The 13,628-nt window shown below is 73.9% G+C and carries 10 protein-coding genes; 9 read left to right on the plus strand and 1 reads right to left on the minus strand.

All coding sequences use genetic code 11. The features are described from left to right. Positions 1 to 188: 188 nt before the first annotated feature. The 9 genes from ABZ249_RS05335 to ABZ249_RS05375 all read left to right on the plus strand — a co-directional run bounded on the left by ABZ249_RS05335 (position 189) and on the right by ABZ249_RS05375 (position 12,501). Entirely contained in the window at positions 189 to 2,273 is a 2,085-nt protein-coding gene (locus ABZ249_RS05335; RefSeq protein WP_355257580.1) for a flotillin family protein, read from the plus strand. A gap of 11 nt (positions 2,274 to 2,284) precedes the next feature. Next, the gene (locus tag ABZ249_RS05340; RefSeq protein WP_355257583.1) at positions 2,285 to 7,273 is read left to right on the plus strand and encodes a DNA repair ATPase; all 4,989 of its coding nucleotides are present in this window, start codon (positions 2,285 to 2,287) and stop codon (positions 7,271 to 7,273) included. 86 nt (positions 7,274 to 7,359) lie between these two features. Further along, positions 7,360 to 7,773: a hypothetical protein gene (locus ABZ249_RS05345; RefSeq protein ID WP_355257586.1), complete on the plus strand. Its 414-nt coding sequence runs from the start codon at positions 7,360 to 7,362 to the stop codon at positions 7,771 to 7,773. Between the two features lie 35 nt (positions 7,774 to 7,808). Continuing rightward, the gene (locus ABZ249_RS05350; RefSeq protein ID WP_355257589.1) at positions 7,809 to 8,039 is read left to right on the plus strand and encodes an antitoxin; all 231 of its coding nucleotides are present in this window, start codon (positions 7,809 to 7,811) and stop codon (positions 8,037 to 8,039) included. Next, positions 8,036 to 8,431 carry a type II toxin-antitoxin system VapC family toxin gene (locus ABZ249_RS05355; RefSeq protein ID WP_355257592.1) on the plus strand — a complete coding sequence of 132 codons (396 nt, stop codon included), beginning with the start codon at positions 8,036 to 8,038 and terminating at the stop codon, positions 8,429 to 8,431. Before ABZ249_RS05350 ends, ABZ249_RS05355 begins: the two co-directional genes overlap by 4 nt. A gap of 136 nt (positions 8,432 to 8,567) precedes the next feature. Next, complete coding sequence (locus ABZ249_RS05360; protein ID WP_355257595.1) at positions 8,568 to 8,732, plus strand: MerR family DNA-binding transcriptional regulator; 165 nt, start codon at positions 8,568 to 8,570, stop codon at positions 8,730 to 8,732. 4 nt (positions 8,733 to 8,736) lie between these two features. Beyond that, on the plus strand, positions 8,737 to 9,717 hold the full coding sequence (locus ABZ249_RS05365) for a bile acid:sodium symporter (RefSeq protein WP_355257598.1): 981 nt from the start codon (positions 8,737 to 8,739) through the stop codon (positions 9,715 to 9,717). Positions 9,718 to 9,855: 138 nt separating this feature from the next. Beyond that, the gene (locus ABZ249_RS05370; RefSeq protein WP_355257601.1) at positions 9,856 to 11,502 is read left to right on the plus strand and encodes a DUF6745 domain-containing protein; all 1,647 of its coding nucleotides are present in this window, start codon (positions 9,856 to 9,858) and stop codon (positions 11,500 to 11,502) included. Positions 11,503 to 11,604: 102 nt separating this feature from the next. Continuing rightward, positions 11,605 to 12,501 (plus strand): macrolide 2'-phosphotransferase, encoded by an 897-nt coding sequence (locus ABZ249_RS05375; RefSeq protein ID WP_355257604.1) that lies wholly within the window; start codon positions 11,605 to 11,607, stop codon positions 12,499 to 12,501. A 192-nt stretch (positions 12,502 to 12,693) separates the two neighbouring features. Here ABZ249_RS05375 and ABZ249_RS05380 read toward each other — a convergent pair whose 3' ends face one another. Next, the gene (locus tag ABZ249_RS05380; RefSeq protein WP_355257607.1) at positions 12,694 to 13,479 is read right to left on the minus strand and encodes an alpha/beta hydrolase; all 786 of its coding nucleotides are present in this window, start codon (positions 13,477 to 13,479) and stop codon (positions 12,694 to 12,696) included. Between the last annotated feature and the right edge of the window lie 149 nt (positions 13,480 to 13,628).

Consider the following 13,628-nt stretch of genomic DNA (forward strand, 5'->3'; position numbering starts at 1 on the left):
GGCCACCGGCTCGTGCACGAGCCCCTCGGACACGAGTCTTTCCCCCAGGGAACGGAACCACCGGCCGGGGGCCCGCGTCCCATTCCACGAGCCCCCTCCCGGGAGCGTCCGGGCCCCGCACCCCCGCCCGCGCCGCCCCCGCACGGCCACTCGACCCCGCACGGTCAATCGCAGAAAGGCCCCCATACGTGTTGCTGAGCGCCCCATCCACCGGAGAGGCCGCCGACGCGGCGTTCCTCACCGTCGGCATCTCCCTGGCCGTCGCCCTCCTCGTCCTGCTCCTCCTGATCGTCTCCATCCTGAAGATGTTCAAGAAGGTCAAGCAGGGTGAAGCGCTGATCATCTCCAAGACGCGCGACGTCCACGTCACCTTCACCGGTGCGGTGATCCTGCCGGTCCTGCACAAGGCCGAGTACATGGACATCTCGGTCAAGACCCTGGACCTGGACCGCCGCGGCCGCGACGGCCTCACCTGCAAGGACAACATCCGCGCCGACATCAGCGTGAAGTTCTTCATCCGGGTCAACGAGACCGAGGAGGACGTCAAGCGGGTCGCCAAGGCCATAGGCACCGAGCGGGCCAGCAACCCCGAGACCCTCCAGGAGCTGTTCAACGCCAAGTTCGCCGAGGCCCTCAAGACCGTCGGCAAGCGGTTCGACTTCGAGGAGCTGTTCACCCAGCGCGAGGAGTTCCGCCAGCAGATCGTCGAGGTCATCGGCCAGGACCTCAACGGCTACGTGCTGGAAGACGTGGCGATCGACTACCTGGAGCAGACCCCGCTGCACCAGCACGACGCCAACAACATCCTCGACGCGCAGGGCATCTCGAAGATCACCGAGCGCACCGCCACCGAGCACAAGCGCACCAACGCCTTCGAGAACGACCGCAGGAAGGAGATCGACCGCCAGAACACCGAGACCTCCGAGACCCTCGCCGAGCTGGAGAAGCGGCGCGAGGAGGCGGCGGCCAAGGCCAAGCGGGAGATCGAGATCATCAAGGCCCGCGAGGAGGCCGAGACGGCCCGCGTGCAGGCCGAGGAGCGCCTCAAGGCCGAGACCGCCAACATCCGCACCTCCGAGGCGCTGGGCGTCCAGCACCAGAACCAGCAGCGCGAGATCGCGGTCGCCGAGAAGAACCGCGAGCGCGTCATCGCCATCGAGACCGAGCGGATCGAGAAGGACCGCATGCTGGAGGTCATCGGCCGCGAGCGCGAGACCGAGCTGAGCCGGATCTCCAAGGACAAGGAGGTCGAGGCCGAGAAGCGCGAGGTCGCCGACGTCATCCGCGAGCGGGTCGCCGTGGACCGCACCGTCGCCGAGCAGGAGGAGGCCATCAAGCGCCTGCGCGCGGTCGAGGAGGCCGAGCGCCAGCGCCAGGCCATCATCATCCACGCCGAGGCCGAGGCCCAGGAGCGCCTGGTCAAGGACATCAAGGCCGCCGAGGCCGCCGAGGCCGCGGCCAAGCACAGGGCCGCCGAGGAGCTGACCCTCGCCGAGGCCCGCCAGCAGGCCGCCGAGCTCGACACCCGCGCCAAGATCCGCCTCGCCGAGGGCATCCAGGCCGAGGCCGCCGCCCAGGGCCTGGCCGACGTCCAGGTCCGCGAGCAGGACGCCGCGGCCATCGAGAAGGTCGGCACCGCCGAGGCCGAGGTCTCCCGCCTCAAGGCCGAGGCCGAGGCCAGGGCCGTCCAGGCGAAGATGCTCGCCGAGGCCGAGGGCATCGAGGCCAAGCTGCGCGCCGAGGCCGCGGGCCTCACCGACAAGGCCGGGGCCATGGCCGCCCTGGACCAGGTCAGCCGCGAGCACGAGGAGTACCGCCTGCGCCTGGAGGCCGAGAAGGAGGTCCGCCTGGCCGGGATCGACGTCCACCGCCAGGTCGCGGAGGCCCAGGCCACCGTGCTGGCCACCGGCCTGGAGAACGCCGACATCAACATCGTCGGCGGCGACGGCGCCTTCTTCGACCGCATGGTCAACTCCATCGGCCTGGGCAAGGCCGTGGACGGCTTCGTCGGCAGCTCCGAGACGATGCAGGCGCTGGGCGGCAGCTGGCTGAACGGCGAGGGCGACTTCGTCCGCGACATCAAGAAGGTCGTGTCGTCGCTGGACACCGAGGACGTCAAGAACCTCACCGTGTCCGCCCTGCTGCTCCAGCTCATCAACGGCGGCCAGGGCGACAACGGCAAGCTCAACGGCCTGCTGTCCACGGCCCGCTCCATGGGCCTGGACCAGCTGCCGGTGACCGCGCTCGCCCCCGCCAACGCCGTGAAGCAGTGAGGTAGCCGTCCGTGACCGAGGCCCCCGAGACCGCAGGCCCCGGGCCGGACACCGTCGACGAGCAGGAGCTGGACGCGGGCACCTACGAGGTGCTCCGCGCCCGGCTCCGCGAGCAGACCGGTGAGCTGGCCCGCCGTACAGAGGAACTGAACACCCGCCGGCTGGAGGTGTTCGGCGGCACCGAGCTGACCCTGCTCGGCACCGAGCGGATCCGCACCGAGCACAACTGCACGCCGCGGGACATCGTCAGCGTGGGCGGCTCCGTCGGGGGCGGCACCGGTGACACCATCCTGTTCGGCTACAACGTCTTCATCGGCATGCAGCGGGAGACGCACGTCTCCGACGTGTTCTCGCTGCACCGCTACGAGCACGACGGCGACGGGTTCTCCTTCGCCGACGCGCCCGCCGGGACCCTTCCGGGTCTGCTGGAGGACGCGCGGTTCCGGCAGGACTTCGGTCAGCTCTACCGCTACTACCGCGACGCCCGCCTCCTCCAGCTGCGCAAGGTCGAGGACCGGCTGCTGGCCGTGTTCCAGATCGGCCCGCAGACGGAGGACGTGCGGGTGCTGCGGTGGACGGTCGCGCCCACCGGCGAGATCGCCTACCTCGACGAGCGCGGCGAACGCGACCACGTCTTCCCGCCCTCGCACGAGTTCTCGTGGGTGGAGGCCACCCGCGAGGACCACGTCCTGGGCCGCCACCCGCACATCTCGATCCTCGACGAGCTGTTCGTGGAGACGGTCGGCGGCGACCTCACCATCAAGATCGAGAACAACACCGAGGTCGGCGAGGGCGTCTACAGCGAGCCCGTGGACGAGGCGCTGCAGAGCCTGGCCGACGCCTCGGTGTTCCACGCCGAGGTGGGGCCGCTCATCCTGCTGCGGATCCGGCCCTACAACGAGACCGTGTGGCGGCACCTGGTCTTCAACCGGCACACCAAGGACGTCCTGCGCCTCGACGGGATCGGGCAGTCCTGCCAGCGCCTTCCCGACGACCAGGGCCTGATCTTCCCCGGCGGCTACTACCTGTCCACCGGCGTGGCGCGGACGTTCGACACCGACGTCACCGACCTGGAGTTCGAGCGGGTGGTGCGCTCGCCCAACGGCGAGGACGTGCTGTACGTCTTCCACTCGCGGGCGGACGGCCGCAGCCTGCTGCTGCCGTACAACACCATCCGCAAGGAGGTCGCCAACCCGATCGTCTGCCACGGGTACTCGCTGTTCGACGACGGCACCATGACGGTGTTCCGGGAGACGTCGGGCGAGCCCACCCGGGTCCACCCCATGCAGGTGTGGCAGACCCCGTTCGTGTCCGACGAGTACGCCGCCGCCCAGCCCGTGGGCAGCGGCCCGCTGGAGCGGATCGGCAACGCCGAGCTGGTGCGGGGCGTGTCGGACTGCTTGTCCGTGGCGCGGATGGCCCAGGACATGAGCCCCTCCACCGAGGTGTTCGAGGCGCTCATCGCCGCCTGCCGCCGGGTGTCGGACCGGTTCCACTGGCTGGGCGAGGAGGAGCTGGGCGACCTGGCCGCCCCCCTCGCCCAGGTGCGCGCCACCGCCGAGCGGGTGCTGGAGGAGTTCGAGACCGTCCAGGCGCTCACCGCCCAGGCCGCCGAGGCGCTGGCCGCGGCGCAGGAGAGGGCGACGGCGCTCATCCGCACCTCCCGGGGGGAGGCCCCCCGGTCCGCGGAGGGCTGGATCACCCGGCTCACCGAGCTGCGCCGCGCCCAGGGGCAGGCGGCCACGCTGGGCGAGATGCGCTACGTGGACGCCGACCTGCTCGCCGGGCTGGACCGGTCCCTGGAGGAGGAGATCGGCTCCGTGGGCCGCCGCACCGTGGCGTTCCTGGAGCAGGAGGACGCCTTCGCCGGCTACCACTCCGATGTGGAGCGGCTGGTGGAGGAGGCCGAGACCCTCGAAGCGGTCAGCGCCGCCACCGCCGTGGGCGAGCGGATCGCCGCGCAGACCGAGGGGCTCCAGACGGTCACCGAGGTCATCGGGTCGCTGGAGATCGGCGACGCCCAGGTGCGCACCCGCATCCTGGAGCGGATCAGCGAGGTGCTGGCCGGGATCAACCGGGCCCGCGCCACCCTGGAGGCCCGCCGCAAGGAGCTGCTGGCCCTGGAGGGCCGGGCCGAGTTCGCGGCCGAGTTCGCGCTGCTCGGGCAGGCCGTCACGGGGGCGCTGGCGGCCGCCGACACCCCCGAGCGCTGCGACGAGCAGCTGGGGCGGATCATGCTCCAGCTGGAGAACCTGGAGTCGCGGTTCGCCGAGTTCGAGGACTTCCTCGGGGAGCTCTCGGACAAGCGCGAGGACGTGTACGAGGCGTTCTCCACCCGCAAGCAGTCGCTGGTGGACGAGCGGGCCCGCCGCGCCGACCGGCTGGCGGCCTCCGCCGAACGCGTGCTGGAGGGCGTGCACCGCAGGGTGGCGTCGCTGTCCACCCTGGAGGACGTCAACACCTACTTCGCCTCCGACGCGATGGTGGCGCGGCTGCGCCGCACCGCCGACGAGATGCGCGAACTCGGCGACACCGTGCGCGCCGAGGAGCTCCAGGGCCGCATCCTCGCCGCCCGCCAGGAGGCGGGGCGGTCCCTCCGGGACCGCACCGACCTGTACGACGGCGACACCATCCGGCTGGGCAGGCACCGGTTCGCGATCAACTCCCAGCCGATCGACCTCACCCTCACCCCCTTCCAGGGGGAGATGGCGGTGGCGGTCACCGGCACCGACTTCCGGGAGCCGGTGACCGACCCGGAGTTCGCGCGGACCCGGCACCTGTGGGACCGGCTGCTGGTGTCGGAGAGCCCCGAGGTGTACCGGGCCGAGTACCTGGCCACGTCGATCCTGGCGGCGGCCGAGGAGAGCGCGGACGGGCTGGCCCGGCTGCACGAGGCCGAACTGCACCCCGAGAACGGGTCCTCGCTCCCGGCCCTGGTCCGCGAGGCGGCCGAGTCCCGCTACGACGAGGGCTACGAGCGGGGCGTGCACGACCACGACGCCGCGAAGATCCTGTCGTCCCTGCTGCGCCTGCGCGCCGGCGCCGGGCTGCTGCGCTACCCGGGGCGCACGCGCGCGGTCGCCCAGCTGTTCTGGGCGTTCGGCGCCGACCAGGGCCGGCGGACCTCCTGGGCGACCCGGGCGGCGTCGCTGGCCCGCGCCCGCGCGGTGTTCGGGGCCCGGCGCTCGACCGCCGCCGACGCGCTGCGCACCGAGCTGGCCGGGGCCGTGGACGCGTTCCTCACCGACACGGGGCTGTACCAGGACGCCGACCTGGACCTGGTCGGCGACTACCTGTTCGAGGAGCTGGCCGCCGACGGCCCCGCCGAGCGCGGCTTCGTGTCCGGTTCGGGGGCGCGCACACTGCTGGACCGGTTCTCCCGGGCGCTGGGCAGCACCCGGGAGACCACCCGCAAGTCCTTCGAGGAGGACCTGCGCGGGCTCGGCGACGACCTGGCCGCCCGGCACCAGCTGGTCGGCGCGTGGCTGGAGGCGTACGCGGCCACCCGCGACGACGTCGACCCCGGCGACCTGCCCGAGGCGGCGGCGATCGCGCTCGCCGGGGTGGACCGGTACGAGTCCTCCGCGGCGGTGCACGAGACCGTCACCGGCCTGCTCGGCTCGCACCCCCGGATCCGGGACCGCTCCCTGGACGTGCGGCTCGACGAGATCCTGCCGCGCACCCGCCGGTTCCGGCTGGAGGAGGTGCCCGCCTACCGGGACTTCCAGAAGCGGCGCAACGCCCTGGTGGCCGCCGAGCGCGACCGGCTGCGGCTGGAGGAGTACAAGCCCAAGGTGATGAGCGGGTTCGTCCGCAACCGGCTGCTGGACGAGGCGTACCTGCCGCTGATCGGGGACAACCTCGCCAAGCAGCTGGGCGCCGCGGGCGACGACAAGCGCACCGACCAGAGCGGCCTGCTGCTGCTCATCTCCCCTCCGGGCTACGGCAAGACCACGCTCATGGAGTACGTGGCCAGCCGGCTGGGGCTGGTGTTCGTCAAGGTCAACGGGCCCGCCCTGGGGCACGGGGTCACCTCCCTGGACCCGGCGGAGGCGCCCGACGCCACCTCCCGGCAGGAGGTCGAGAAGATCTCCTTCGCCCTGGAGATGGGCAACAACACGATGCTGTACCTGGACGACATCCAGCACACCGACCCGGAGCTGCTCCAGAAGTTCATCTCGCTGTGCGACGGGCAGCGCAGGATGGAGGGCGTCTGGAACGGGCGGACCCGCACCTACGACCTGCGCGGCAAGCGGTTCGCGGTCTGCATGGCCGGCAACCCGTACACCGAGCAGGGCAAGCGGTTCCGGATCCCGGACATGCTGGCCAACCGCGCCGACGTGTACAACCTGGGCGACGTGCTGTCGGGCAAGGAGGAGCTGTTCTCGCTGAGCTACATCGAGAACGCCCTCACCTCCAACCCGACGCTGGCGCCGCTGTCCACCCGGGACCGGGAGGACGTCTACCGGTTCGTGCGCATGGCGCAGGGGGACGAGTCGGTGACCGTCGACCGGATGAGCCACCCGTACTCGGCGGTCGAGGTCGAGCGGATCGTGTCGGTGCTGCGCAAGCTGCTGCGCGTCCAGGAGGTGGTGCTGGCCAACAACCAGGCGTACATCGCCTCCGCGGCCCAGTCCGAGGACGCCCGCACCGAGCCGCCGTTCCGCCTCCAGGGGTCGTACCGGAACATGAACCGGCTGGCGGAGAAGATCGTGCCGGTGATGAACGACGCCGAGGTGGAGGCCGTCATCGACGACCACTACCTGGGCGAGGCGCAGACGCTGACCTCGGGGGCGGAGGCCAACCTGCTCAAGCTGGCCGAGCTGCGGGGGACCATGACCCCGGAGCAGAAGGCCCGCTGGGCGGAGGTCAAGGCGGCGTTCCGCCGCTCCCGCGCCCTGGGCGGGGCCGAGGACGACCCGGTGACGCGGGCGATCGGCGCGATCGGGCTGCTCGCCGACCGCGTCGGCGAGATCGGCAGCGCCCTGGACCGGGGCTGACCCGGTCTGGGGACACGGCCGCGGGGCCGGGCACGCGCCCGGCCCCGCGGCGCACCGGGGGAACACGGCGAACGGGGAGGCGGCGCATGAAAGTGGTCGTGGACCGGGACTCCGTGTCGATGGGGGACGACGTGGAACCCCACGCCCGGGTGTGGGAGCTGCCCGACGACACACGGGTGGGCGAGGTGGTCGCCCGCATGGCCGGGGAGTACCTGCCCCGCTCGGGCGGCTGCGCCTGGACCGTGGAGGCCCTGCACGGGGCCGAGGCGGTCCGGGAGGACGGCGCGGTCGTGCTGCTCCGCCGGGGCGGCCGGGCCACGCCCTGCGCGTTCGTCGCGTACCCCGAGGTCGGCGCCCTGGACGCGGTCGTGGCGCCCTCCGCCGAGGTCCGCGCGGTGGTCGTCCCGACGCCTACCGGCGAGTACGCCTTCCACGCCCGCCACCACCCCCGCGGCCGCCCGGTCCCCCTCACCGACTACCTCGCCCGCGCGCGAAGTTGAATGCACGATGCCTTCAACGCAGCTAGAATGCTTTCATGACTGCGCTCACCATCCGAGACATGCCGGAAGACGTCGTCAGAGAGATGAAGGTCCGAGCCGCCAGGGCCGGCCAGTCCCTCCAGGCCTACGCCCGCGCCGTGCTGACCCGTGAGGTCTCCAAGCCCGCCCTGGCCGACGCCGTGGAGGCGGCCCGCCGCACCGCCCAGGCCGACGTCACCGTCTCCGACGTCCTGGACGCCATCGACCGGGAGCGGGCCGGGCGTTGATCGTCATCGACAACTCGGCGCTCGTCGAGATGCTGGTGGTGGCGGGGCCCGTGGGCTCGGCCGTGGCCGCACGGGTGTCGAAGGCCGAGGTGCTGTGCGCCCCGTACCTCCTCGACACCGAGATCATGTCGGCGCTGCTCGGCTTGGCGCGCGGTGGGAAGATCACGTCCGACCAAGCGGACACGGCGATGGCCGCCTACGACCGCCTGCCGATCGACCGCTACGGCACCCTCCCGCTGTGGCCCCGTGTCAAGGTGCTCCGCGCCAACCTGTCGGCCTACGACGCCACCTACGTGGCGTTGGCCGAGGCCCTGGGGGCACCGCTGGTCACCAGCGACGCCCGGATAGCCCGCAGCGGGGCGGCCCGGTGCCCGGTGGAGGTCTTCGACTGAGACCGCCCCACCACCCCCGCGGCCGCCCGGTCCCCCTCACCGACTACCTCGCCCGCGCGCACGGCCGGACGCCCTGAACGCGTTCCGCGTCCGGCGGCTTGACCTTCGAGTCGGCTCGAAGGCCTACCGTGTGCGCATGGTGTTGATGCGGGTCTCCGAACTGGCCGAACGCTCCGGCGTGTCGGCCACCACCCTCCGCTACTACGGGGAGAGGGGGCTGCTCCCGGCGCAGCGCTCCCCGGCCGGATACCGCCTCTACGACGAGCGCGCCCTGGGGCCCGGTTCCGCCGAGGAGGGCTGACCCGGTGTCCACGGCCGAACGCCTCCAGAGCCTGTTCGTGGCCCTGGCCGCCCTGGCGGGCCTGGCCGCGGGCCTGCTGCCGCCCGTCGGCCCGGTCGCCGGGCACGCGGTGCTGCCCGCCCTGCTGGTGATGCTCACCGCGGTGTTCGTGCAGATGGACGCCGCCCACGTGGGCGAGGTCCGCCACGCCAAGACCCTGGTCGCCGCCGGTCTGGTGCTCAACTTCGTGTTCACCCCGGCCCTGGCCTGGGCACTGGGCGCGGGCCTGCTGGGCGGCGAGCCGGACCTGCGCATCGGCCTGCTGCTGCTCCTGGTGACCCCGTGCACGGACTGGTACCTGGTCTTCACCGCCATGGCGCGCGGGCACACCGGCATCGCCGCGGCCCTGCTGCCGGTCAACCTCGTCCTCCAGCTGCTCCTGCTGCCGGTGTACGTGCTGCTGCTGGGCGGGCGGGCCGCCATGGTCGACGGCGCCACACTGGCCGAGTCGGTCCTGCTCGTCCTCGTGGTCCCGCTGACGCTGGCGATGCTGCTGCGGTGGGCCTCGGCCCGGTTCGGGGGAACCGCCTGGCGCGAGCGCCGCGTCACCGGCCCGGCCTCGCACCTGGTGCTGCCGCTGCTGTACGCGGCCGTGTTCGCGATGTTCGCCTGGCAGTCGCGCACGGTCCTGGAGCACGGCGCCGACCTGCTCGCACTGCTGCCCCCGCTGGTGGTCTTCTTCGTGACGCTGCCGCTGATCGCCACGGGCCTGTCCCGGGTGCTGCGCCTGTCGGCCGACCGGGCGATCACGCTGACCATGACCGTCACGGCCCGCAACTCGCCCATCGCGCTGGCGATCGCGGTCGCGGCCTTCCCCGAGCGGCCCCTGATCGCGGTCGCCCTGGTGGCCGGCCCGCTGGTGGAGCTGCCGGTGCTGGCCCTGCTCGCCCAGCTGGTGCGCCCCCGCCGCCCGGCCCCTGCCACCCCGGAACCCCACACCCCCTGAGCCCCCCGGGTCCGTCCGCACGACGGTGACCGGCCCGCGCCGGGGGCTTCGGCCGAGGCCGGGGGCGGAGTGGCCGTGTCCGGAACCGGGGGGCGGCACCGCCCGTCACACAGGGCACCGACCATGCGAGGAGTGACCGTGCCCGCGAACGGACTGACCGACGAGCAGCACCGCACCCTGGAGGGGCTGGCCGCGCGGTGGCGGGAGCGCGCGGCCGATCCCGACCCGGGCGCGGCGGAACGCGCCGTGGGCGACCTCTACCGGAGCCGGGGGGCGGCACCGCCCGCCGTCGTCCGGTGCGCGTCCCCGCTCGCCGGGCTGCTCGCCGTCCACATCCTCAGGTCCGACGCGGCGCTGCGGGACCGGGCCGGCGCGCCCCTGGCGACCCCGGACCCGCTCACCGACCACGGCCTCCTGCAACGGCTCTGGGAGCCGGACCTGCCGCAGGACCTCGTATCCGGAGCCCTCACGGCCGCGGAGGCGCTGGTCCCGGCCCCGGCCTGGAACTCCTACTGGGTCGGCGAGCAGTTCCGCACCCGGGCGGCCGAGCCCGCCGACCCGGCCCTCTCCGACCGGGTCCTCGCCGACACCCGTGCCGCGCTCTCCCGGGACCTGGGACTCCCCGTCCCCGCCACGGACGGACCGGCGGCCTCCGACGGGCACTGGCGGACGCTCCAGCAGCAGGCCCGGACGCCCGTCGCCCCCGCCCCGGTGCTGGCCTCGCTCCTGCTGCGCGACCTCGCCGCGGACGCCGACGCCGAGGGGCTGGACGCCCTGGCGGCCCTGGCCCCGGCGGTGGGCTGGTGGTGGGCGTTCGAGCACGTCGCGGTCCTCACCCCGCCCCCGGTGGAGGTCCACACCGACGCCCGCGGCCGCCTCCACCACCCCCACGGCCCCGCCGTCCGCTTCGGGGACGGCTTCTCGGTGCACGCCTGGCACGCCCACCTCGTCCCGCCGAGCCTCATCTCCCCCGGCTGGTCCGCCGCGGACATCGCCGGTGCCTCCGACGCCGAGATCCAGGCCCGGGCCGACGCGGAGCTCGGCGCCGGGGCCGTGCGCGGCTTCGGCGTGCCCGACCAGCGCAGGTGCGCCGCCGAGCGGCTCGGCTGGGCGCGGATGGCCGCCGACCTCGGCCTGCCCCCCGTCGCGGAGGACTCCGCGCACTCCCTGTACGACCTGCCCGAGACCGTGCTCGGCCTCCCCGCGCGCGTCGTCGTGGGCGCCGACGGCACCGTCGGCCTCGTGCCCGCCGACATCGGCGATCCGGCGGCCGCCGCGAGCTGGCTCACCGGCCCCGCCGAGGAACCGGAACTGCTCCGCCGCGCCCGAGAGGACTCCGATACCGAGGACCACCTGGCCGCGTTCGACGTGTACACCGACCTCGACGAGCAGTACGGGGGCGGCGACCCCCACGTCGAGGAGGTCCACCTCATCGGCGGCCGGCGCCTGGAGCCGTTCGCCTACGAGGGGGCGGGCGGCACCTACTTCCTGTGCGGTGAGGGGCCCCGGCGCCCCGTCCTGTACGCCGACTCCGAGGGCGGGTTCCGGGTCCTGGGCCGCGACCTGGTCGAGGCGCTGGAACTCCTCGCCGCCGAGCGGTTCCGCGACCTCGACCCCGACGACCCCGACGAGGACGACCCGCGCCCCGCGGCGAAGGCCCTGGGCCTGGCCCCGCCGGACACCCCCGGGCTCCTGGAGGAGCGCCGGGCCGCCTCCCGGGCGATGTCCGGGGCCCTCACCCTGATCATGACCGCGGAGGGCAACGGCTACGGGTTCCGGGGCTGAGGGCGGGCTCCCCCGGGCACGGGCGTCCCGGCCCGTGGACGGCTGCGCGACCGGGCGGCGCGGACGTGGAAACGGGGTGCGCGCGGATGAGAGCGTGGTCCCATGAGCACGATCGACGATGTCATCGCCCTGGCCGCCGCCCACGGGCTGGAGCTGCGCCCGGAGTCCGCGGACGTGAACGAGGCGGGCCTGGACTACCGGGTCGTGATGGCCGACGACACCGAGGGGCGGCGGTGGGTGCTGCGCGTGCCGCGGCGCGCGGACGTCTCGGCGGGCATGGCCGCGGAGGCCCGCGTCCTGGACCTGGTGGCCCCGGCCCTGGCGGCCGGAGGCGTCGCCGTGCCGGACTGGCAGGTGCGCGGGCCCGACCTGGTCGCCTACCCGGCGCTGCCCGGCTCCCCCGGGCTGACCCTGTCCGGCGGGGAGCCGGAGTGGCACATGGACCCGGCCGACCCCGGCTACGCCGAGCGGCTGGGCCGCCTGCTGGCGCGCCTGCACTCCATCACCCCCGAGCGGGCCGGGGCCGCCGGGGTCGAGGTGCGCACGCCGGCGCAGGTGCGCCGGTCGTGGGCGGAGGACATCGCGCGGGTGCGCGAGGAGTTCACCGTCGCGCCCGCCCTGGCCGGGGCCTGGCAGGACTGGCTCGAGGACGACACCTGCTGGCCCCCGTCCACGGTGATGACGCACGGCGAGATCTACCCCGCCCACGTCCTGTTCGACGGGGACGGCACGATCACCGGCGTCCTGGACTGGACCACGGCCCGCGTGGACGACCCGGCCCGCGACCTGGCCGCCCAGTACGGGGCCGCGGGCGAGGAGATGCTGCGGGCCGCCGTGTCCGCGTACGGGGAGGCGGGCGGCCGCGTCCACCCCGGCCTGATCGCACAGGCGAGGCACCTGTGGGACGCCTCCCCCATCGGGCACGCCCTGTACGCCCTGACCACGCGCGACGGCGCCGACCTCGCCGCGGCCGCCGCCGCGCTGAACCCCGGAGCCTGACACGCCGCCCGCCCCGCGCCCGCGTGCCGCCCGGGGGATCCCCCGGGCGGCACGGGCGGTCCCCCGGGCGGGTGGCGCGGTGGACCCGGGCGGGTCCGGTTCCGGCCCCGCGGCCGGCGCCTTCCCGGCCCGAAGGGCGCTCAACGTTCCGCGCCCCGCCCGGCCGGTCGCCCGCGACCGGCGGGCCGGGGCTCAGCCCAGGACGAAGTGCGTCACGTCCGCGACGAGGCGGTCGGTCTCCTCGTACGGCAGCATGTGGCCGGAGTGCTCGTAGACCCGGAACTGGAAGTCGGGGATCGACACCGCCACCTCCCGGCCCATCTCCGGGGTGTTCAGCCCGTCGCCGCTGCCGGAGACCACCAGGGTCGGGGAGGTGATCCCGCCCAGGCGGGGCCGCAGGTCGAACCCGGCCAGGGACCGTTCCACCGCGGCCTTCTCCTCGGGGGACGCCGGGTCGGAGCCCAGGCTCAGCAGGATCTGCGTGCGCCGGTCGTCCGAGGTGTCCGGCGACCAGAGCGCCCCCGCCATGAACTCCAGGGCGTCCCGGGCCGACGCGCCGGCGAGGTCGAACCCCATGCGCTCGGCGTACGCCGCCGACGACGACGTCAACCCGTGCGCCTTCGGTGCGACCAGCACCAGCTTCGACACCCGCGCGGGTTCCAGGACGGCGGCCTGCGCGGCGACGTACGACCCCATGGAATGGCCCAGAACGGCGGCCGAGCCGTACCCCAACGACGCGATCAGCCCGTTGAGCGCGTGCCCCTGGTCCTCCAGGACGAACTCCTCGGGGTGCGCCGATTCGCCGTGCCCCAGCATGTCGGGCGTGACGACCCGGAAGGATTCCGCCAGGCGTTCCGCCACCGGGGCCAGATCACCCGATTCGCCGTGGAGGCCGTGGACCATGACCAGGGGCGGGGCCGACGGCTCCCCGTACTCCCGGTAGAAGAGTGAGTGGCCGTTGATCTCCGCCGTTGGCATACCCGTGTCCCGTCCTCGCAGCGCCGCCGAGCCGTCCCGGACAGTACACCACGGCGCCCGCGCCGGGAAGCGCGCACGCCATCGCGGTCGACGGCCTGGGAACGCCCCCCGACGGGGCGCCGCCGGAGCGGCCGGCCGCGGGCTGCGGA

This window comes from Nocardiopsis sp. NPDC006139, from assembly GCF_040614155.1.
Taxonomy (GTDB): Bacteria; Actinomycetota; Actinomycetes; order Streptosporangiales; family Streptosporangiaceae; genus Nocardiopsis; species Nocardiopsis changdeensis.

What these genes read in the sequence shown, in the direction of transcription:
- ABZ249_RS05350 (WP_355257589.1), top strand. Translation starts at nt 7,809, where the DNA reads ATGACTGCGCTCACCATCCGAGACATGCCGGAAGACGTCGTCAGAGAG.
- ABZ249_RS05375 (WP_355257604.1), top strand. Translation starts at nt 11,605, where the DNA reads ATGAGCACGATCGACGATGTCATCGCCCTGGCCGCCGCCCACGGGCTG.
- ABZ249_RS05360 (WP_355257595.1), top strand. Translation starts at nt 8,568, where the DNA reads ATGGTGTTGATGCGGGTCTCCGAACTGGCCGAACGCTCCGGCGTGTCG.
- ABZ249_RS05345 (WP_355257586.1), top strand. Translation starts at nt 7,360, where the DNA reads ATGAAAGTGGTCGTGGACCGGGACTCCGTGTCGATGGGGGACGACGTG.
- ABZ249_RS05380 (WP_355257607.1), bottom strand. Translation starts at nt 13,479, where the DNA reads ATGCCAACGGCGGAGATCAACGGCCACTCACTCTTCTACCGGGAGTAC.